Source organism: Lysinibacillus sp. UBA5994 (genome assembly GCF_002429725.1).
Lineage (GTDB): Bacteria > Bacillota > Bacilli > Bacillales_A > Planococcaceae > Lysinibacillus > Lysinibacillus capsici.
The window spans coordinates 1-19,581 of the sequence record NZ_DJAU01000020.1; the positions used below are offsets into that span (position 1 = coordinate 1).

Below are 19,581 nucleotides of genomic sequence, written 5' to 3' on the forward strand. Positions count from 1 at the left end.
GGGGTTTTCAAAAGATACAAATAAAACGGATTTGGAAAATAATTTTTCCAAATCCGTTTTGTATTAGCGCATATCCAATACCCTTTATTCCTGCTCATTCTCTCCAATTTTTTCTTCCGTAATCGCTGGTAAAATTGGCTGTTTTACATTGCTATCAGTTACTTTTTCAGCTTGATATTTTGCTTTTAATTCAAAATACTTATCTAAAGAACGTCTAGCAATGACATTATTTTGATAGTAGTGTGGCGCTAAATTTGTATTAACCCATGGGATCACAACTGCATAGGCAATTTCAGGATTTTCATATGGGGCAAAGCCAACATGCGTTAAATTAATCGTATTTGTGCCGTAGTGCTCACGTAACGGACCATAATACACTACCTCTGCTGTCCCTGTTTTCCCTGCAGCTGTATATGGAGTATCGGCAAATTGTGCTCGTGCTGTACCATGTGAACCAGTATATACACGACGTAGCCCTTGCTTTACATAATCGATCTCTTCTTTAGGATTATCAATTTGATTCAAAATAGTTGGACCTACTTCTGTTACTAACTGCCCTAATTGCTTCCCATCCTGTGATGGGTCTCGAACCTCTTTCACAACATGTGGCTGAATACGATAGCCACCATTGGCAACTGTTGAAATATATTGTGCAAGTTGAAGTGGTGTATACGTATCATACTGACCAATCGCCAAGTCAAGTGTTTTACCACCCATTGTTGGACCTGATGGACCACGCACTCCGCTAAATTCATTTGGTAAATCAATGCCTGTTTTCACACCTAAACCAAATTGCGCATAATTATTACGCATTTTTGAGAACGTATCGTCCTTTAAGCGTAATGGCATACCATAACTATAAGGGGTTCCATTAAGCAGCATCGCAATTTTAAACATATAGGAGTTGGAAGAACGTTCTAATGCTAACAAGTCATTCATCGGGATATATCCAGCCCTGTTAAAAATAGACGTTTTCGGGTCCGTGCCAGCTAATATAATCGGCTCGTCTCCCATTGAAGTACCCATCGAAATAACATCCTGATTGTAGCCAGTGAGGACTGTTGCTGCTTTAACAGATGAACCTGCCTCATAGGCTGTTGTAAACGATCCATATGCATAGTCAATGACTTCATTTTGCCCTGTCTCGGGATTTTTTTCTATTTTCTTACCTACCATCGATAAAATGTCGCCTGTATTTGGATCCATCATAATAAGGAAGGCACGGTCTAATAAATAGGAGCCTGGAAGTGCCTTTAAGTTAAGCAGTTCTTCTTCTACAATCTTATCCGTTTCAGCCTGCAGCTCACTATCCAATGAAAGGATTAAGTCTTTACCTGGCTCCCCTTCATAGGTTGTGACTGTATCGACTACTTGACCTTTTTTATTGGTAATATTTTTGACGACTGTTTTTTGACCTTGTAATAATTCTTCATATTGTGCTTCAATGTAACTTTCTCCCACACGGTCATTACGTGAGTAGTCACGTGCTAAATAGTAATTGAGCTTCTCTTTTGGTATCCCTTTTGTTGGGACCGTTGTACGCCCAAGAATAGATAAAGATGATAATTTGACACGTTTCCAGTCTGTTGTTGTATTAACACCTGGTAGTTCAGTTAAACGCTCAGATACACGAGCAAATTCATCAGCTGATACATTTTCACTTTTAATAATTTGAGGAGATAGATTATAGCCAGATACCATCTCACGATAAATCGCTAATACCTCTAAATCTGCCTCTGTTAATTGTAAAAGTTCTTCGTTTGTGATACGTTCCCGTACCAGTTTATCAATCTCTGCATTAATCTGACTTGTTGTAATATTTTCTTGTGCATTAATTTTTGTTTTTTCTGCCTCTGTGACTTTTTCATAGGCAGCATCGTGATTTTGTAATATCCAAAAATCCTGTTTATCACGCAATGTGACACGCTTTGTTGGCTGTTCAATTAACTGTGCCAGCTTTTTCGCGATATCAAGCATCTCCTCTGTTGTGGTCGTTTGCATTTTCGTATACGTAATGGCATTTTCCGGGTGATTATCCACTAAAATACGACCGTAACGATCATACATGCGTCCCCTTGGTACACTTGTGTTGACAGGAACTTCTTCTGTACGCTCTAAAATACGTACATAATCTTCCCCTTTGACGATTTGCATATAGCCAAGTCTAAAAATTAACATTGAAAATACGATAAATATTGCAAAGAAAAGGATATTCATACGAAATGTTAAGTTAGAATGATGTTTTGCTTTAACACTCGCCGCGCGATTTTTTCCAGGTGCTTTGCGCATATGTATTCCCCTCCTCATCTTCTGATCATTTCAATACACGATACCTAGTATACCATTCGAAGGTATGACAGAAAAGCACGCACTTTCGATTTCTTATGTAAAACATCATTTATTTGACGGTACTTTATGGAGAAAGGTTGCCCTATTTCACGCTCTCCTTATATTTCGTCTTCATTATCCTGATATTTTCAGATTCTATCCCTTAATTTGCTGTTTTATCCAACAAAAAAAGGCTATGCCTCCGTGATTGCTCACTTTAGGCACAGCCAATTATTCGTTATTATTTTGCAGCTTGGAATTTAGCTTCTACTACATCCCAGTTTACTACGTTCCAGAAAGCACCGATGTAATCTGGACGACGGTTTTGGTAGTTTAGGTAGTATGCATGTTCCCATACATCTAAGCCTAAAACTGGAGTTTTCCCTTCCATTACTGGAGAGTCTTGGTTTGGAGTAGACGTAACAGCAACTGAGTCACCATCAACGATTAACCAAGCCCAACCTGAACCAAAGCGAGTTGTAGCAGCTTTAGCAAATTCTTCTTTGAAAGCGTCGAAAGAACCGAATTTAGCATCGATTGCTTTTGCTACTTCACCAACTGGTGTATTTGAACCGCCTGGAGCGATTACTTCCCAGAATAATGTATGGTTAGCATGTCCGCCACCGTTGTTGCGTACAGCAGTTTGTTTGTCAGCTGGAAGAGCATCTAGGTTTGCGATTAAGTCGTTAATGTCTTTTTCTGCAAATTCAGTACCTTCTACTGCTGCGTTTAAGTTTGTTACATAAGTATTGTGGTGTTTAGAATGGTGAATTTCCATTGTTTTTGCATCGATATGTGGTTCTAATGCGTCATAAGCGTAAGTTAATTGTGGTAATTCGTAAGCCATTGTTAAGTTCCTCCCTAAAATAAGAAATAATTAGTACATCCTTAGATTATCAAAATTGGTCAAACCATTCAACGAAAAATACTTCAATTTGAAGATTTCAGCCTTTTGACCGAAATACCGATATGTTTACTATCTTACCCTTTTCTCTCACACACTAAACCTTAAAAGAAAGGCATTAAATGGCGATAAAAAATACAATAATCATAACAATTTGAATAACAGCCTTGACAACAGTAGATGTCAAAAAGCCAATTAAAGAACCTACACCACTTTTCACTGCCTCACTAAATGTACGTTTCTCAACGATTAGTTCCGCAATCACAGCCCCTAAAAATGGTCCAATTAAAATCCCTGCCACAGGGATCACAAATGGACCAATTAATAACCCAATGGTGCTCCCCCACATACCAGCATTGGAACCACCAAACTTTTTGATACCAAACGCATTTGCCACAGTATCTGCCCCAAATAACAACACGACAAATAGTATTTCAATGACCCAAAACCACCAGCTTAGCTCTGCGAATGAGAAAAATAAGCCATAGAGCAAAAACCCACCGACTAAAAATAGTACTCCGGGAATAATTGGATATACTAAACCAATAAATGAAATAATAAAGCAGGCAATCACTAAGATCCAGCCAACAACTTCCATAAAGATTCTCTCCTTTTAACGTGCATTGCCTTTCATACGAAATAACAAAGTGAAAAGTTTCATTAATGACGAATGCCTAAAATAGAATCTGCAATATTTACTGCATGGTCTCCTATACGCTCTAGGTTGCTAACGATATCCATATAAACAATTCCTGCAGCCCCACTACACTCATTTGTGTTTAATCGGGCAATATGCTTTTGACGTAGTTTATCTTCCATATCATCAATCAGGCTTTCTAGCTCTGTTACTTCTTGAGCTAAACTTAAGCTAGCGGTATCTAATGCTTCTATACTTTTGCGCACTGCCTCTATGGCTAAACTAAACATACCTATTAAGTCCTGTCGCGCTGATTTACTTAAGCTTACCTCGTGGTGATCCTTGTACTGTAAAAGCTCTAATATATTTTCAAAATGATCCCCAATTCGTTCAAAATCCCTTACATTTGTCAATAAAGTATGATGTCTTACAGAGTCTGCACGGGAAAGAGGCTGCTTAGACACCATTACTAAATAATCAGTAATTTCATTGTCTAGATGATTAAGCCCGACTTCTAGCTGTAGCACCGTCGGAATATGCTCTGTCTCTCCAGATTTCATATATAAAAACGTTTCTTCTAACCCACGCAATGCATGTTCACCCATGCGTAATACCTCTTCTTTAGCTTGACCTAGCGCAATAGCAGGAGAGGAATCAATGAATGAAGGATCTAAATGCTTAGTTGTTACATTGATATGGCCATCATGTCCCGGCAATAGCTTTGTAACTAAGGCTGCGAGTCCAGCAATAAATGGTAGTTGGATCATCATATTAAAGACATTGAATGAGCCATGAGCAATGGCAATCTGCATGCGAGGCTCTAAATGAAATACGCCACTGATCCACTGTACATATTGCATAAACGGTGTGAACAATAACATGAAAATAATCGTCCCAATCACATTAAATAATACATGAGCCGCTGCTGCACGCTTAGCGTAAATAGAAGCACCAAGAGAAGCTAAAACAGCTGTAATGGTCGTGCCAATATTTTCCCCAAACAATATCGGTAAGGCACTATTTAAACCAATTAATTGTTCTGCATATAAACCTTGCAATACCCCCACCGTTGCGGTAGAGCTTTGCACAAGTAATGTGAAAATGGTTCCTAAAAATATGCCTAATATCGGTTGATTGCTTAAATGAAGCGTTAACGATGCAAAATCTGCAAGCTGATGTAATGCCTGCATACTAGCACTCATCAACTCTAGCCCTAAAAATAAACCGCCAAAGCCAAATAGAATCTGACCAATATGTTGATACGTTGCTTTCTTTAAGAAAAATAAACAGGCTGCTCCAATTGCCAATAAAGGGTAAAAATAGAGTCCAATATTAATACCAATAATAAATGCAGTAATAGTTGTACCAATATTTGCCCCCATAATGACACCGATTGCTTGACGCAGTGTTAAAAAACCAGCACTCACTAATCCTACAGTGATGACTGTTGTGGCAGAACTTGATTGTATGCAAATTGTTACAAATATACCAACCAGGACACCCATAATAGGGTTTGTGGTAAAGCGATTTAACCATTCACGTAACCGATCATCCGCTGATTTTTGAAGCCCATCCCCCATGAATTTAATGGAAAATAAAAAGACCCCTAGCCCGCCTAAAAACTGAAAGAGAATGCTTTGCCAATCTATTGTCAATTGTTTTCGCTCCAATTCCTACATCTCTACTACCCTCGTTCTAATCATTAAATGATTCCAAACAAAAAGTAAAGAAATCCTTTAACTTCTTTACATAATGTTAACATTTTAACATCAAGACCCTCCTCATTTATACTTCTTTCATATCTTGTCCTCATTGAACATGTTAAAATATCGATTGGAGGAGATATAGCATGAAACACTCACAGCTTTTTATTGATAGTCTTATACATCCTAAAAAACTAGCAGCCTATCGTTTATTACCTATTGGAAAGGTTATTCAATATACTTTTCTACTGATTACCATTGTGTCCGTATTCTCTTTAGGTCGTTTTGCAGCAGGTATGTCCGTTGATACATTCGATATGGATAGTTTAACTGGTTTAACAGATTACATAGAGGGCATTAAATGGCTCTTATATCCATTCACCTTCCTAATGCTTTTCGTCGTGACAACAATGCTTATTTTTGCACAAATTGCCCTTTATGCTTTAGCAGGTTTATTTATCTTGAAAGCGATGAAGCGTCGGGGTGAGTATCGCCATATCTGGAGAACAACTACCTTTGCGATCACTTGGGCTACGTTACTTTCGATGTTAGCAGACTATCTGCCCGTTAGCAGTACTGTTATCACTGTACTATCTTTATTTTTAACCATCTCTCTATTAATTGTGGCCTTTACAAAATATCCAAAACAACCAAATATAAAATAATGTGCATGAATCCCCTCTCTTCTCAATATAGTGTAGAAAAGGAGGGGATTTTTTGCGAGCATTCATCTTAACAACTATCATCATCGTAATTGCCTTTGTCGTCAAAGTAGATTTAACAGAAGGGTCCATCCCACTTGCGGCTTTATCCACAAAGAGCTCAGAAAATGGACTTTGTGAACAACAGCGTGAGCCAAATTATATTACTGTACAAACGATTGAAGGAGATACCATTCATAGTTTATTTGCTCTACACCCTGCTAAAGTTCCCATGACCTTTCCAGAACGCTTACAACTTTTTTACAACTTAAACCCACACTTACAATTACAAGCACTAGTTCCAGGTGAAAATATCAAGCTTCCTCTCTCATTTGAGCTTGAAAACAAATGCGGAAAATGAAAAGTTAGCGTTTCTTCCTTGTCCTTATTTTCTTACACTGCTAAAATAAATGACAGTGACGGCTGAAAATAGTGGCCCGAAAAGGAGAGAAAGTTAATGAGTGAAATTTGTCACCGTTCAAATACACGTCCTGTGCGTGTCGGTAACTTAACAATTGGTGGTAGTAATGAATTATTCATTCAAAGTATGTGTACAACCAAAACACATGATGTAGAAGCAACAGTTGCAGAAATTCTTCGTCTTGAGGAAGCAGGCTGTCAAGTTGTTCGTGTTGCAGTACCAGATGAACGTGCAGCGGACGCGATTGCCGAAATCAAAAAACGTATTCATATTCCATTAGTAGCTGATATTCATTTTGATTATAGATTAGCATTAAAAGCCATTGAAAATGGTATTGATAAAGTACGTATTAATCCAGGTAATATTGGTCGTAAAGAAAAAGTGGAAGCTGTTGTTAATGCAGCCAAAGCAAAAGGTATACCAATTCGTATTGGTGTAAATGCCGGTTCATTAGAGCGTCATATTTTAGAAAAATACGGTTATCCTACGGCTGATGGTATGGTAGAATCTGCTCTACACCATATTAAAATTTTGGAAGACTTGGACTTCCACGATATTATCGTATCAATGAAGGCATCTGACGTTAACCTTGCCATTGAAGCCTATGAAAAGGCGTCTAAAGCCTTTAATTATCCGCTACATTTAGGGATTACAGAATCAGGGACATTATTTGCCGGTACTGTAAAATCAGCAGCAGGTCTTGGAGCCATCCTATCAAAAGGTATAGGAAACACATTACGTATCTCCCTTTCCGCTGACCCTGTAGAAGAGGTTAAAGTAGCACGGGAACTATTAAAATCCTTTGGCCTCGCTTCTAATATGGCAACTTTGATTTCTTGCCCAACATGCGGACGCATTGAAATTGATTTAATTTCTATTGCAAATGAAGTAGAAGAATATATTTCAAAATTAAATGTACCGTTAAAAGTAGCTGTTCTAGGCTGTGCGGTAAACGGTCCTGGAGAAGCGCGTGAGGCAGATATCGGTATTGCTGGTGCCCGTGGTGAAGGCTTGTTATTCATGAAGGGGAAAACAGTCCGTAAAGTGCCAGAAGAAACAATGGTGGAAGAACTGAAGAAAGAAATTGATAAATTAGCAGCAGAAATGGAAGAAAAACGTGCAGCGGAAGAAGCTCAAAAAGCGAATGCCTAAGGAGGTGCTAGCATGAAAAAGCCCCGCTTTGGTATTGATATTGATGGGACTGTGACATGTCCAAGTACACTCATTCCACATATTAATAAACAGTACAATGTAAATATTACGCTAGATGATGTTTGTGAATATGATTTTTTATCTGCCTTCCCACACCCTATTGACCGAAGTGCCTTTAATACTTGGTTTAAGGAAAATGAACCTTATATGTACGAAGTCTCTGAAGTGGCAAAAGATGCAAAAAATATTCTAAGCGCTTGGAAAAATAATTTTGAGCTGTATTATATTTCTGCACGTGGTGAAAATGTAGCAGACATCACTGTCAATTGGTTTAAATCGCAAGCTATACCTTACGACCATATCGAGCTTCTCGGCAGCCATGATAAACTAGCCGCTGCAAAAAAACATCGTGTAGAAGCTTTCTTTGAGGATAAGCATGATAATGCGGTGATGCTGGCAGAGGAATTAAAAATACCTGTTGTGTTATTTGATACACCTTATAATCGTCTTGCCGTTCCTAATAATGTTGTAAGGGTTTATAACTGGCAGGAAGCGAATCAATTTATTACACAATTTTTCAAATAAGTATTAAGAGCTGTAGGCAAGGTTGGATGAAAATTTCACCTTGCCTACAGCTCTTTTAATTTAATATTGAAATTTAGCTAGTGCTGCCTGTAAAGAGTCCGTCATAGCTGTTAATTGTTTGGCTTTGCTATTGATGTCATGAACCGCTAAATTCTGCTGTTCCATCGTTGCCAATAACTCCTCTGTTCCTGCTGAGGATTGCTGGCTAACAGCTGTCATATTTTCCACTGCACGTACAACCTCCTGCGTCTCCCTTTGAATGACACTGGAGGCAGCTGTCACATTATCGATTTGCGCTACTGTATCGACAATATGGCGTAAAATCGCATCAAGTGCCTGCTTATTGGCATCAATATATTGCGTATTGTTTTCCACAGCTAAGACAACACTTTGCATAGCATCACTAGCCTTTGCTGCTTCCCTCACAACCATATCAATAATGGAGGCGATTTGGCTTGTTGATTTGGCTGATTCTTCTGCAAGCTTTCGTACTTCCTCTGCCACAATCGAAAAGCCCTTGCCATGCTCACCTGCACGAGCAGCTTCTATCGCCGCATTTAATGCTAATAAATTTGTTTGACCTGCAATAGCATTAATGACTTGTAAAATACGATTAATTTCTGTTGATTGGTCGCTGAGCTGTTGGACGATCATAGCTGTCAGTGACACTTTTTCAGACATCACTTCCATCCCTTGAATAGACTGCTCTGCATGAATTAAACCTTGTTTAGAAGACGCTGTTGTAAGCTGAGAATCCTGAAGCATTTCTTCAATTGCCATTTGAATTGCTTGCAATTTCTGCTCAACCTCTTGTGTAACGCCTAAAGTAGTAGAGGCCTGTTCGGCTTGTACGGTAGCACCTGTCGCCAACTCACTTGTTGTTGTTAGCACCTGTTCGATACTGATGCTCATATCATTGGTAGAAGCACGTAAATCTCCGCTGTATACATTCACCTGATTGGAAATATGTGTAGCCGCTTGTAACAGCTCACGCATATTGTCTGTCATATGATTCATTGCATGTGCAAGCTCGCCAATTTCATCCTTCGAATGAACCTGTAACGGCTCCACTGCTAAATTTCCACCAGCAATGGTTTTGACCTGTTCCACTGTCTGAACCACTGGTTTGACGATCCGTTGAGCTATCCAAGTAATGGCACCAACTAATACAATAATACCAATAATAGCTAGTAGTATTGATAACCACATTGCCTCACTTGCGGCTGCCATTACCTCATCAGATGGAATAATTACCTGCAATGCCCACGGTGTCGACGTTTGACCAATTTGGATAGGTGAGACAGCAATAAAAGAAGCTTCCTGTAAATAGGATGAATAATCCTCTACTAGATAGGGTTTGCCCTGTTCAACAGCAGACAGAATTTTATCCGTATTTTTATATTTTTCCATTTCAGTCACTGGTCTATTGACATAATCAGGAGATGGGTGGGAAACAAATGTCCCCTTATGAGACACAATGGCACTATACCCTGTATCATAGAGTACAATTTCATTATTAATGGCAACCAATGTCTCTAAGCTTATATCAATTCCAACAAGACCAACGACTTTTCCATCTATTTGAATAGGTATAGCTGTGGAAGTCATCAATACATCCTGACCGTCAACTGGGTAAGTTAACGGCTCTAAAATAACCTCTTGTTTCAACGTTTTAGGTAATACATAATAATCACTAGTTTCATAGTCTTCTAGAGGAGCAAGCGTCACATCGTTGTTGCTGCGTGCCCAATATGGAAGGAAACGACCTGATGCATCATGCCCTTTCAAATTGGCAAAATGAGCATCTTGTCCATCAAAGGCATTTGGCTCCCAAATCGTCCAAACCCCTAGAAAGGTGTCATTGTGTTCGAGTAATTGTTTGAGCATCTCGTTTGCTAAATCACGATCTCCCTTATGATTGGCTACCATTGCTTGGAGATTAGAGGCTACTGTCCTTGCTGTATCCATCGCATAATCAAGTTCCATTTGCATTTTATATGCACTTTCGGACGCCCGCGATTGAGCAAGCTGTCGTGCATCCTCCACTGCTAATGAATTAGTTTTTACAATATTGACACTTAAAATAATGATGAACACAATCATCATTGTAGATAACGTTGTCAGTAATATTTTATGTAGTAATTTCATATGTACCAGCTCCTGCCTATAGCAACTAAATAAATAATAGCATTTATGCGTCAATAAATAACTAAATATTCAGAAAAAATATTTTTGGTGGTAATTAACTTACAAATAGCCGTATGTCATCCCGTTGTACAGAAGATGACATGCAGTCTTAGTTCTCTACTAAAAATAGAATTTTGCTAGTGTTTGTTGTAAGGAGTTCGTCATACCTGATAAGCTTTATGCCATATTTTTTGAACCGCGGGATTTTGCTGCTCCATCGTTGCTAATAGCTCCCTTGTTTCTGCTGAGGATTGCTGGCTGACAGCCGTCATATTTTTCCACTGCCCGCACTACCTCTACCATTTCCTTTTAAATTAAAAGAGAGGCAGTTGTCACTTCCTCAATTTGCGCCAAGTAACAACGATATGTTGTAAGAAGACATCAAGTGCTTGTTTATTAAATTTTGAATCTGGTACGCGATATTAGATGTTTCTGCTTGTGCCATTTTTTGAGCTGTTTCTATCGTTAAATTTTTTGTTTGATAAATATTCACAGCTGTTAGAATTACGAATACCTACTGTTCCAATGACAGTTGTGAGAATTTTCCCCAATAAATTCATATGCATCATCCCCTTTAGATAGAAAGTAATAGATACGTAACCAATTAAGCTAATTATAGCATCATTAGACATGATTAAAGTATCTCATTTAAGAGTAAATATGTATTTTTTATAGATAAAAACTCCTGTTTCCAGGAGTTTTTCAAAGTACAGCTCATTATATGTCAAGTATGCCTCGTAGCCAACGCTCCACAAAGTTTTCAAACGTAATCCCATAAGTATCATAAACAGCATGATAAACAAAATATGTTCCTAATCGATCAAGCATTTCATCATTAATTTTCATCACAAACCGCTCCCATTCTTTTGTTTTTTTACTAAATATTCAGACTTATATAATTCTCAAATGCCGAACAATCAAGTGGAGGTCGCATCGTTGCAAAACCGTCACAAACTACCGCCTTCATGCCCTTTCTTCATATTTTTCTTTTCGTTAAGATAGTTATAACAACTTACTAGACTGGAGGGACTACTTGTGAAATGGATGACAAAAGTTGCTTGTATCACATGCATCTGCGCACTACTTTCTGGATGTGGTGGTCGATTTTCAGAAATTAAAGATGCTGCCTCAGGCATCAATTCAGCTGCTAATTCCGCAGCTAGTGCAGTTAGCCGAGATGTCCATGCAATACGTGCTCTAGACATTAACTATAAAGATACATCGTTTACGGTTAATGACCTATTTAAAACTATTTTACGTGACATACGCTGGGATTATGACCTTGAAAAAAATGAGCTACATGTGAGAGGTACTTGGCAGCCTCCACTATTTTCTGATCAGGTGTGGAGTGACGATATGAAAGAAAAGCTTACTGAATCAGGCTTTGTGACTGTTACCTGTCAAATAATTGATGACAAAATTGATAGCCAACAAACGAGCATAACACTTACATATAATGATGAAATTCTCTTACAAAAAAATGGTGAGGAAGCACTCCATCACCTATACGATACTTATTTACTTCCGTAAACCTAGGAACGTCTCTACCATTTAATCATGGTAGAAACGTTCTTTTTTTGTAAAAAATCTTATAATTTCGAAATATCAAAGGCTATCATTTGAATAAACTAAAACCATCACGTTATAATCAAAGTATCACGTGATGGTTTGGAGGTGTTTGCATTGGGACAGAAAAATTAAAGATTGGCGAGCTTGCAGAAAAAACAGGCATTACTAAACGAACAATTGATTACTATACAAATATTGGTTTGCTAGATGCAGAACGTTCTGCAGCAAATTATCGCTACTATGACCAAGCCATGATTAAACGGCTTCAATTTATTGAACAGCGCAAACAACAGGGGCTTTCACTTGTACAAATCCAACATGAGTTAAACATCACACCCTATGAAGAAATCGATGTACAGGTGCTTCGTTTAAAAATGCAAGATTTAGAGCATGATGTTACATCTCTGCTCGCACAAATGAACAAGCAAGATGATAAAAAAATTGAAACGATTAAGAAAAATGTTTCACCCGAAAGTATTGCATTAATGCAATCTTTATTATTACTCATTCATAATTAGGAGGTGACGTTCTGTTTTTACAGAACGACTATTTGGAGACCATAATAAACCTATCGATTTTTACCATTCTATTAGCTTTAACAGGCTTTTTCGTGGCAACAGAATTTGCCATTGTAAAAGTACGTTCCTCAAGACTCGATCAGCTGGTTGCAGAAGGCAATAAAAAAGCAGTTGCTGCTAAACATGTTGTTCAACACTTAGATGAATACTTATCGGCGTGTCAATTAGGGATTACTGTAACCGCTCTTGGTATCGGGATGGTTGGTGAAAAAACTTTTGAATTTATGCTTCACCCGCTATTTGAAATAATCGGTATTTCTGATAAATATATGACGATCTTTACAATTGGAACAGCCTTTGCCATTGCTACATTTTTACATGTAGTGGTCGGCGAATTAGCCCCAAAAACAGCTGCCATTCAAAAAGCTGAATCCATTACACTTCTTTTTGCAAAACCCATTATGTTTTTCTATAAGATCATGTATCCATTTATTTGGTTCTTGAACGGTTCTGCACGCGTGTTAGTTGGCTTATTCGGAATGAAACCTGCTAGCGAACATGAGCTATCTCATACAGAGGAAGAATTGCGATTATTACTGTCTGAAAGCTTTAAGAGTGGTGAAATCAATAAATCTGAGCTCAAATATGTCAATAACGTCTTTGAATTTGATGAACGTATTGCTCGTGAAATCATGGTTCCCCGAACAGAAATTATTGGAATTGAACAAAATGAATCTTTTACAAACATTATTCATTACATCGCTTCTGAAAAATATACGCGTTACCCGATCTATGATGGGGACCGAGATAATATATTAGGTTTCATCAATGCGAAAGAACTATTAACACAGGGTCTACTTGAACAACTTACAGACGACTCCTTAGTTCTAGAAGATTTCATAAATCCTGTCATTCGCGTAATTGAAACAATGCCCATTCAAGAATTACTTGTACGTATGCAAAAGGAACGAATCCATATGGCTATCCTAATGGATGAATATGGTGGTACATCTGGTCTTGTAACGGTTGAAGATATTTTAGAAGAAATTGTTGGTGAAATTCGAGATGAGTTTGATGATGATGAAATTGCGGATATTCGAAAAATTACAGATCATCACTATTTATTAAATGCAAAAATGCTTGTGGAAGATGTAGAAAATCTATTAAACATTACCCTGGATGCTGAAGAAGTGGAAACATTAGGTGGTTGGTTCTTAACTGTGAATAACGGCATTAAAGCATCAAAAAATATTGAGCTAGGCTCCTATATTTTTAGCATCTATGAGCAACAAGGTCATCAAATTCATTATATAGAGGTTCGTCCTCTTCGAAAAAGTCCACCTCTTAAAACAGAGGTTCAATCGTAACAGTAGGAAACAGTATTCCTTATTCCATTATTAGCCATTTCACTATATAATGAATAGAGAAAATGATTTTAGTTGCAGGGGGCCATACACATGACATTATTTAAGCTATATCATTCAGATGGTATTCACATTATTACTGATGTAAAAAAACACAAAACAAATATTGAGTTAAAAACAATCACGGGAGAAGTTCTATTTATTATCGTGGTAACAGATGAAAATTACACAGTCTACGATGATCGGTTTGCAGGAGCTTCCAAGCAATTAAATTCAGTTGAAGCTTTCGATATTGATGGGAGTTTTCGTAGTTTAGATTTCGATAATATGCGCTCTCTATTTAAAGAATCTTTTACAAAGCTTTTACAAGAGATTGCTGTGTGTGTCAAAAATAAAGAGGAGCTTGTGGATATTGATACACTCCGCCATAAAGTCAGCGCACAGATTAAAGGCATCCACTTCAGGGTGATCTCGGATACGAAAAAATATGAAATCTAACATCCAACAGACTGTCCATTAGGGGCAGTCTGTTTTAATTTTACGCGACCTCTGCCACTTCCCAAGGTGAAAGAAAAACACGCTTCTTTACTTTCATGTATAATGGAACTTAACAATCTGAAAATAAGGGGTGTTAGGATGAATCGTGAACAATTAATCACACTCGTTTCAGAAAAACTGAAATTAATCCGTACAGAAAAAGCTTTCACACAGGATCAAATGAGTGATTTACTAGGATTATCAAAAAAAACACTTGTCCAAATTGAAAAGGGCCGTATACTAGCTGGTTGGACAACTACTGTTACAGTTTGCACATTGTGTAGAGACAGTACGATTTTACAGCATGAGCTTGGTGGTGATCCATTAGAGGTTGTAGATTTAATCGCAAATAATGGAACATTGCAGCCAAAAGAGAAAACAATGGGTGGATACATATGGTGGAAAAACATTCAGGAGTATGGTGGTTTTCGACTACAGCAAAACGTCATCAGTCAGCATTATCGTATTTTAGACAGCAATAATTTTCGCCTCATTTCAACATTTGATGAACAAATAGCTAAGCAAGCATGGGAAAAACTACAGATATAATTTTTAAGTCAAACAGTAGGAGCATAGCAATTTGCTTCTGCTGTTACGTTTCAAGCATTTCCCTCCTCTCATCACCCATCTTCTCTAGACAAATGAATAAAGCTATAAAAACATCCTTCATATGATAAACATAGTAGTAAGAGAATTGTTTCTTTAAAAATTCTATGAAAAAAGCTAGGAGAAGCTAGAAAAGTCGAAACTTGTAGAATAATTCTCTATACTTAAGGGTAAAGCTGTACTATTAGAAAGGATGCTCGTAAATGAACCGTATACTAGCAATTAGTGACATACATGGAGAATTAGGGCTACTGGAAGAATTATTATTAAAAGCAAACTATGACCCAATGAACGACCAGCTTTTTCTTCTTGGTGATTATATTGATAGAGGGCCCTCTTCTAGTGGTGTGTTAAATTTAGTGAGTGAATTACAGACAAAAGGTGCACGAGTTTTACTAGGCAATCATGAGGCGATCATGCTCAATGCATGCCGTTCAGGTCTTGCTAAGCCATGGAACCATTGGGTAGGGCTTTGTGGTGGTGAGGCAACATTAGCAAGCTATGGCTATCAGTTGGCAGACTTTGAGGAAGCCATCCAATGTAATACTCTGCCTAGCTTTATTAAAACGCTCCCTAAGCTTGAAGAACATTTACAGTTAATCGAGACATTTGAAATATATATTGAGTTAGAAGATGCTATTTTCGTCCACGGTGGCGTTGTGCCAGGTGCTGCAATAGCCGAAACTGACCCCATGCGCTTACTTTGGATTCGTGAGGAATTCCACGCAGGCTATCAAGGGGAAAAAACAGTAATCTTTGGCCATACCCCTACGTATAACCTGCATCATGATCCAACTGATTATCGTGTTTATTTCGGAGAAAATAATATTATTGGCATTGATGGTGGAGCTGTGTTTGGCGGACAGTTACATGCATTCGAGTGGCCTAGCCGCCAAATCATTTCTGTCGACAATAAAAAACCAACAAGTGACGAGTAAACTTGTTGGTTTTTATTTTCGTAATTGTTTTCGCACAACTTTATTTTTTTCAGGGCAATTTTTGAAAAATTAATATAACTTAAAAATAACTCCTACTAGCGAGTACACAATAACAGTTGTGAATAGTATAGTCATATGGAATAGGGAAAAAACAAACATTTTGGTAGCCCATTTCACTTGATCTGTATTACTATGATAACCGTAAATACTCATCACTAGCCAAGCAACACTTAAGATCAATGCCACAAGCATGATGCCTACACTTAGCGAGCCAAATAAAAAGCTTGATAGAATCAATAGTATTAAATAGAAATTGGTTTGATAATACGTTCGACGCATCCCTTTGATAACTGGTAGCATGGGTACACTGGCTGCTTCATAGTCTACACGTTTGCGAATGGCAATAGCATAAAAGTGAGGCATTTGCCAAATGACCATAACAAAAAATAAACCAAGTATCGCTGGGTGTGTAATATCTGTAGATACAGCAGACCAACCTATTAATGGTGGCACCGCACCACTAATACTACCGATTTCTGTATTATATATCGTACGACGCTTTGTCCACATTGTATAAGGGACTACATATAGGAATACACCTAATAATCCAAATGCCGCTGCTAAAGGTGAAGCAAGTGCCAACACAGCTACGCCAATAATTAACATTACAACAGCTAATGATAAAGTAGATTTTGCTGACATTTCACCCGTTACAGTTGGTCTGCTTTGTGTACGAGGCATAATTGCATCAATATCACGATCATAGACATTATTAAAGGCCCCCGCAGCTCCAATGACAAGGGCGGAACCGATTGTTGAAAAAATAATTTCTGGTATATTGTCTACAAATGTCATTTTATTTTTGTACATGCCTAGCGTTAAACCAGCCCACATAGGTATTAAATTGGATTTGATAATCCCTGTCTTGACGGTTTGCGCTAAAATAGAAGAACGTGATGACTTCCCTCTTGTTTTTTCGGAGGATAGTGGTTTATGCTCCGTTTTCAGATTTTGTTCCATTCAGCTTAATTCCTTTTCTCCATAATTTCTACACGCTTTCATCGATAGAAAGCGACAAAATTTGCATCTAGCACATCAAATTATTATTTTACCCCTTTTAGTTCTGTTCTGTCTCTCTTTTCACATAAAGTACATGTTTTTCATCTAACAAAGCACGTTCATTCACAACATCTACTATGATACCACCGACTGACGTGAATTTGAACCTTCTTGCCTCGATTCTTCCAAACACTATTGGAGAAAAATAATTTGAATTACGATAGCCAAAAAAACCGAGACAAATTTTTGCCTCGGATTTCCTTTTATTGAATTTCTTCCTGTAGTTGCTGCGCTAAAAATGCTACTAGATCACGTAGATTATCAGGTGTTACACCATGTCCATCTGGGTATTGTTTAAATGTCACTTTGGCACCAAATTGTTCAAAGATCTCCTTGCTTTCCATTCCCCATTGAGAAGGTATTACATAATCATAATCACCGTGCGAAATAAAAGCATGTAAATGTTCTACAGAACGAATAGCGTATTCCTCCGTCACAAACTTTGGCGTATAGCCACTTAATGCAACAATACCCGTCACTAAATTCCCCATCACAAAGGCAAGTGATTGTGCTAAAACCGCACCTTGGCTAAAGCCTAAAACAAATACTTTATGAGGATCGATTTGATATTCTTCGATGGCCTCTAATATAAATCGTTGCAATGCAATCAACACTTTATCGAAGATTGCACGATCCGGTTGCCCCACCTCTTGAATGGTAAAAAAAGCATAGCCGGGATGTTGCGTAATTGGCCCTCGTAAGCTAAATATATGACATTGCTCTTGAAAATCCTGCACTAATTGTGGTAAATCATCTTCATGGCTGCCCATGCCATGAAGCAAAAAAATAGCAGGGTATTTCTTCGTAGGGTCCATATTTGTTGGTTGTGTATGGTTAAAAGTAAATGGTGTATTCATTTAATTAAATTCCTTTCGCGTGAAGCTTTGTAACAAATTAGTGTAATTTTGTTTTATTAATTAATCCATCTGTATGGTAGGCAATATAGCCATTGACAATTCGTATCGTTTCTTGTGGATCTGCATCAAAGAGTATTTTTGATTGCTCTGGCGTGGATACAAGCACGGTTAATAAATCCATACGCATGGAATGCCCAGCAGAGCTATAGGCATAGTCATAAATAATCGCTTCCTCTGTCATGCCTTCTGTCTCATATTGCTTATGGAATAAATTCTTTGCAGCATCCAATTGCTCTGCCACTTGTTGACGAATTCGCATCTGATGCATTAATAATTCCTCTTCAAGAGCTGATGGCTTTAGCCACTCCTTAGCTTGAAGCATATTTAGAAATTCCTGCTCCCAAGCCTGTTCATTCTCAGTAAAATAAAGCATATTAATCATCAACATGTCCCAAAAGTCCATAGATGTTGCGGCTGATTGTCGCTGCATAGTAATTGTTTCTTTAAAATGCTCTTCCACTTTTGTAATATTCATATTGCGAACTAAATGATTACATACGTTTTCTATAAACTTATTTGCCGCTTCTTGTGCCATAAAAAATCAGTCCTTTATATCTACAAATCATTTTCTTTCTTATCATACCATGATTGTGAAATATGGCAACGAACCCCGCTCACTTGATTTTTAAGTAAAAAGGATGACTCCATATACTTTGGAGACATCCAATTATCTTATGAGAAAACATAGCTATCCATATTGTCGATTGTATTTTGAATAGCAGCTTTCAACGATTTTTGCTCTTCACCACAAGAAGCTAGCGCATCCTCCAATGTCAGTGCAGCATTCGCTATAAATAGAGCCATTTGCAAATCTTTTGCCAATTGAATAAGTACGAGGGCTCTATTCCATTTCCATCGAGGATTTGTTGGATCTAGCTGAATCGCTTGCTCCAAATAACCGAGGGCATCAAATGGCATCCAGCCAAAGCGGTGCATCGTCTGCCCTGTGATCCCCCAGTAGACAGCCTTATTTGGGTTTTCCTTTACTGCTTGCTGAAAACAGTGAACACTTTCATTGTAATGATGTGCGAATAAGAACAGCTCTCCTTGTGTAAAAAAGGATTGCGCTTTGTCAGCTGATGTTCCAGTTTTTGCGACTTCCTCCAATTGCTGAATACGCTTCGCAAATGCCTCTTCATCTTTTATTGCTCGTATTTCTACAACTAGATCTGATTCTGGATAGCTTTCATCAGCTCGTTCCACATGCTGTACTTCGATATGAGCAGTTGGCTTTGGATAACGATCATATTCATATTCTTCTAATAATCGAATATATTTTTGTGCCAATACTTTGTCCTCTTCGTTTGTCACCTGCTTCGCTAATTCATAGCATTTCATCAGTTCACCATTATAAAAATAATCATCCATTGACATTCAGAATTCCTCCAGTGTACA

General features: G+C 37.9%; 20 protein-coding genes. 10 read left to right on the top strand and 10 right to left on the bottom strand.

Annotation, left to right across the window (positions count from 1 at the left end):
• Positions 1-84: 84 nt before the first annotated feature.
• From B3D98_RS05620 to B3D98_RS05635, 4 genes are all read right to left on the bottom strand, one after another.
• Positions 85-2,289, bottom strand: coding sequence for a peptidoglycan D,D-transpeptidase FtsI family protein (locus B3D98_RS05620; protein ID WP_048392244.1), 2,205 nt, complete (start codon positions 2,287-2,289; stop codon positions 85-87).
• Positions 2,290-2,569: 280 nt separating this feature from the next.
• Entirely contained in the window at positions 2,570-3,175 is a 606-nt protein-coding gene (locus tag B3D98_RS05625) for a superoxide dismutase (protein ID WP_016995356.1), read from the bottom strand.
• Positions 3,176-3,350: 175 nt separating this feature from the next.
• Positions 3,351-3,830 (bottom strand): DUF456 domain-containing protein, encoded by a 480-nt coding sequence (locus B3D98_RS05630; protein WP_004230999.1) that lies wholly within the window; start codon positions 3,828-3,830, stop codon positions 3,351-3,353.
• Positions 3,831-3,892: 62 nt separating this feature from the next.
• Positions 3,893-5,524, bottom strand: coding sequence for a Na/Pi cotransporter family protein (locus B3D98_RS05635; protein ID WP_054548525.1), 1,632 nt, complete (start codon positions 5,522-5,524; stop codon positions 3,893-3,895).
• Between the two features lie 194 nt (positions 5,525-5,718).
• Here B3D98_RS05635 and B3D98_RS05640 point away from each other — a divergent pair, with 194 nt between their 5' ends.
• The 4 genes from B3D98_RS05640 to B3D98_RS05655 all read left to right on the top strand — a co-directional run bounded on the left by B3D98_RS05640 (position 5,719) and on the right by B3D98_RS05655 (position 8,431).
• Positions 5,719-6,237: a DUF1189 family protein gene (locus B3D98_RS05640; RefSeq protein WP_066036426.1), complete on the top strand. Its 519-nt coding sequence runs from the start codon at positions 5,719-5,721 to the stop codon at positions 6,235-6,237.
• A 52-nt stretch (positions 6,238-6,289) separates the two neighbouring features.
• Entirely contained in the window at positions 6,290-6,634 is a 345-nt protein-coding gene (locus B3D98_RS05645; RefSeq protein WP_004230996.1) for a hypothetical protein, read from the top strand.
• A 96-nt stretch (positions 6,635-6,730) separates the two neighbouring features.
• On the top strand, positions 6,731-7,846 hold the full coding sequence (ispG, locus tag B3D98_RS05650) for a flavodoxin-dependent (E)-4-hydroxy-3-methylbut-2-enyl-diphosphate synthase (RefSeq protein ID WP_004230987.1): 1,116 nt from the start codon (positions 6,731-6,733) through the stop codon (positions 7,844-7,846).
• Between the two features lie 12 nt (positions 7,847-7,858).
• A complete protein-coding gene (locus B3D98_RS05655) occupies positions 7,859-8,431 on the top strand; it encodes a 5' nucleotidase, NT5C type (RefSeq protein ID WP_048392241.1) in 573 nt (190 codons plus the stop codon).
• 60 nt (positions 8,432-8,491) lie between these two features.
• Here B3D98_RS05655 and B3D98_RS05660 read toward each other — a convergent pair whose 3' ends face one another.
• On the bottom strand, positions 8,492-10,579 hold the full coding sequence (locus tag B3D98_RS05660) for a methyl-accepting chemotaxis protein (protein ID WP_288581578.1): 2,088 nt from the start codon (positions 10,577-10,579) through the stop codon (positions 8,492-8,494).
• 756 nt (positions 10,580-11,335) lie between these two features.
• Positions 11,336-11,464 (bottom strand): hypothetical protein, encoded by a 129-nt coding sequence (locus B3D98_RS05665; protein WP_255349862.1) that lies wholly within the window; start codon positions 11,462-11,464, stop codon positions 11,336-11,338.
• 198 nt (positions 11,465-11,662) lie between these two features.
• On the opposite strand from B3D98_RS05665, the gene B3D98_RS05670 reads away from it, so the two are divergent.
• From B3D98_RS05670 to B3D98_RS05695, 6 genes are all read left to right on the top strand, one after another.
• Positions 11,663-12,148 carry a hypothetical protein gene (locus B3D98_RS05670; protein WP_288581638.1) on the top strand — a complete coding sequence of 162 codons (486 nt, stop codon included), beginning with the start codon at positions 11,663-11,665 and terminating at the stop codon, positions 12,146-12,148.
• A 215-nt stretch (positions 12,149-12,363) separates the two neighbouring features.
• Positions 12,364-12,705 carry a MerR family transcriptional regulator gene (locus tag B3D98_RS05675; RefSeq protein WP_233732834.1) on the top strand — a complete coding sequence of 114 codons (342 nt, stop codon included), beginning with the start codon at positions 12,364-12,366 and terminating at the stop codon, positions 12,703-12,705.
• Between the two features lie 32 nt (positions 12,706-12,737).
• Positions 12,738-14,072: a hemolysin family protein gene (locus B3D98_RS05680; RefSeq protein ID WP_103118437.1), complete on the top strand. Its 1,335-nt coding sequence runs from the start codon at positions 12,738-12,740 to the stop codon at positions 14,070-14,072.
• 90 nt (positions 14,073-14,162) lie between these two features.
• Positions 14,163-14,567 (top strand): hypothetical protein, encoded by a 405-nt coding sequence (locus tag B3D98_RS05685; RefSeq protein WP_004227282.1) that lies wholly within the window; start codon positions 14,163-14,165, stop codon positions 14,565-14,567.
• A gap of 138 nt (positions 14,568-14,705) precedes the next feature.
• A complete protein-coding gene (locus tag B3D98_RS05690; RefSeq protein WP_009370152.1) occupies positions 14,706-15,155 on the top strand; it encodes a helix-turn-helix transcriptional regulator in 450 nt (149 codons plus the stop codon).
• A 260-nt stretch (positions 15,156-15,415) separates the two neighbouring features.
• Positions 15,416-16,150, top strand: a complete 735-nt coding sequence (locus B3D98_RS05695) for a metallophosphoesterase (RefSeq protein WP_048392235.1) — start codon at positions 15,416-15,418, stop codon at positions 16,148-16,150.
• A 69-nt stretch (positions 16,151-16,219) separates the two neighbouring features.
• On the opposite strand, the gene cyoE is transcribed toward B3D98_RS05695, so the two are convergent.
• The 4 genes from cyoE to B3D98_RS05715 form a co-directional block, all read right to left on the bottom strand.
• Positions 16,220-17,170, bottom strand: coding sequence for a heme o synthase (gene cyoE / locus B3D98_RS05700; protein ID WP_048392234.1), 951 nt, complete (start codon positions 17,168-17,170; stop codon positions 16,220-16,222).
• Positions 17,171-17,472: 302 nt separating this feature from the next.
• Entirely contained in the window at positions 17,473-18,126 is a 654-nt protein-coding gene (locus B3D98_RS05705) for an alpha/beta hydrolase (protein WP_112118233.1), read from the bottom strand.
• Positions 18,127-18,163: 37 nt separating this feature from the next.
• A complete protein-coding gene (locus B3D98_RS05710) occupies positions 18,164-18,721 on the bottom strand; it encodes a hypothetical protein (RefSeq protein ID WP_066036433.1) in 558 nt (185 codons plus the stop codon).
• 137 nt (positions 18,722-18,858) lie between these two features.
• The gene (locus B3D98_RS05715) at positions 18,859-19,560 is read right to left on the bottom strand and encodes a tetratricopeptide repeat protein (protein ID WP_288581602.1); all 702 of its coding nucleotides are present in this window, start codon (positions 19,558-19,560) and stop codon (positions 18,859-18,861) included.
• Between the last annotated feature and the right edge of the window lie 21 nt (positions 19,561-19,581).

Bases quoted from the DNA above. Each gene is read 5' to 3' on its own strand.
- B3D98_RS05620 (WP_048392244.1), bottom strand. From the start codon at position 2,289: ATGCGCAAAGCACCTGGAAAAAATCGCGCGGCGAGTGTTAAAGCAAAA.
- B3D98_RS05705 (WP_112118233.1), bottom strand. From the start codon at position 18,126: ATGAATACACCATTTACTTTTAACCATACACAACCAACAAATATGGAC.
- B3D98_RS05710 (WP_066036433.1), bottom strand. From the start codon at position 18,721: ATGGCACAAGAAGCGGCAAATAAGTTTATAGAAAACGTATGTAATCAT.
- B3D98_RS05685 (WP_004227282.1), top strand. From the start codon at position 14,163: ATGACATTATTTAAGCTATATCATTCAGATGGTATTCACATTATTACT.
- B3D98_RS05625 (WP_016995356.1), bottom strand. From the start codon at position 3,175: ATGGCTTACGAATTACCACAATTAACTTACGCTTATGACGCATTAGAA.
- ispG (WP_004230987.1), top strand. From the start codon at position 6,731: ATGAGTGAAATTTGTCACCGTTCAAATACACGTCCTGTGCGTGTCGGT.
- B3D98_RS05690 (WP_009370152.1), top strand. From the start codon at position 14,706: ATGAATCGTGAACAATTAATCACACTCGTTTCAGAAAAACTGAAATTA.
- B3D98_RS05715 (WP_288581602.1), bottom strand. From the start codon at position 19,560: ATGTCAATGGATGATTATTTTTATAATGGTGAACTGATGAAATGCTAT.
- cyoE (WP_048392234.1), bottom strand. From the start codon at position 17,170: ATGGAACAAAATCTGAAAACGGAGCATAAACCACTATCCTCCGAAAAA.
- B3D98_RS05630 (WP_004230999.1), bottom strand. From the start codon at position 3,830: ATGGAAGTTGTTGGCTGGATCTTAGTGATTGCCTGCTTTATTATTTCA.
- B3D98_RS05670 (WP_288581638.1), top strand. From the start codon at position 11,663: ATGACAAAAGTTGCTTGTATCACATGCATCTGCGCACTACTTTCTGGA.
- B3D98_RS05660 (WP_288581578.1), bottom strand. From the start codon at position 10,579: ATGAAATTACTACATAAAATATTACTGACAACGTTATCTACAATGATG.
- B3D98_RS05665 (WP_255349862.1), bottom strand. From the start codon at position 11,464: ATGAAAATTAATGATGAAATGCTTGATCGATTAGGAACATATTTTGTT.
- B3D98_RS05695 (WP_048392235.1), top strand. From the start codon at position 15,416: ATGAACCGTATACTAGCAATTAGTGACATACATGGAGAATTAGGGCTA.
- B3D98_RS05655 (WP_048392241.1), top strand. From the start codon at position 7,859: ATGAAAAAGCCCCGCTTTGGTATTGATATTGATGGGACTGTGACATGT.
- B3D98_RS05640 (WP_066036426.1), top strand. From the start codon at position 5,719: ATGAAACACTCACAGCTTTTTATTGATAGTCTTATACATCCTAAAAAA.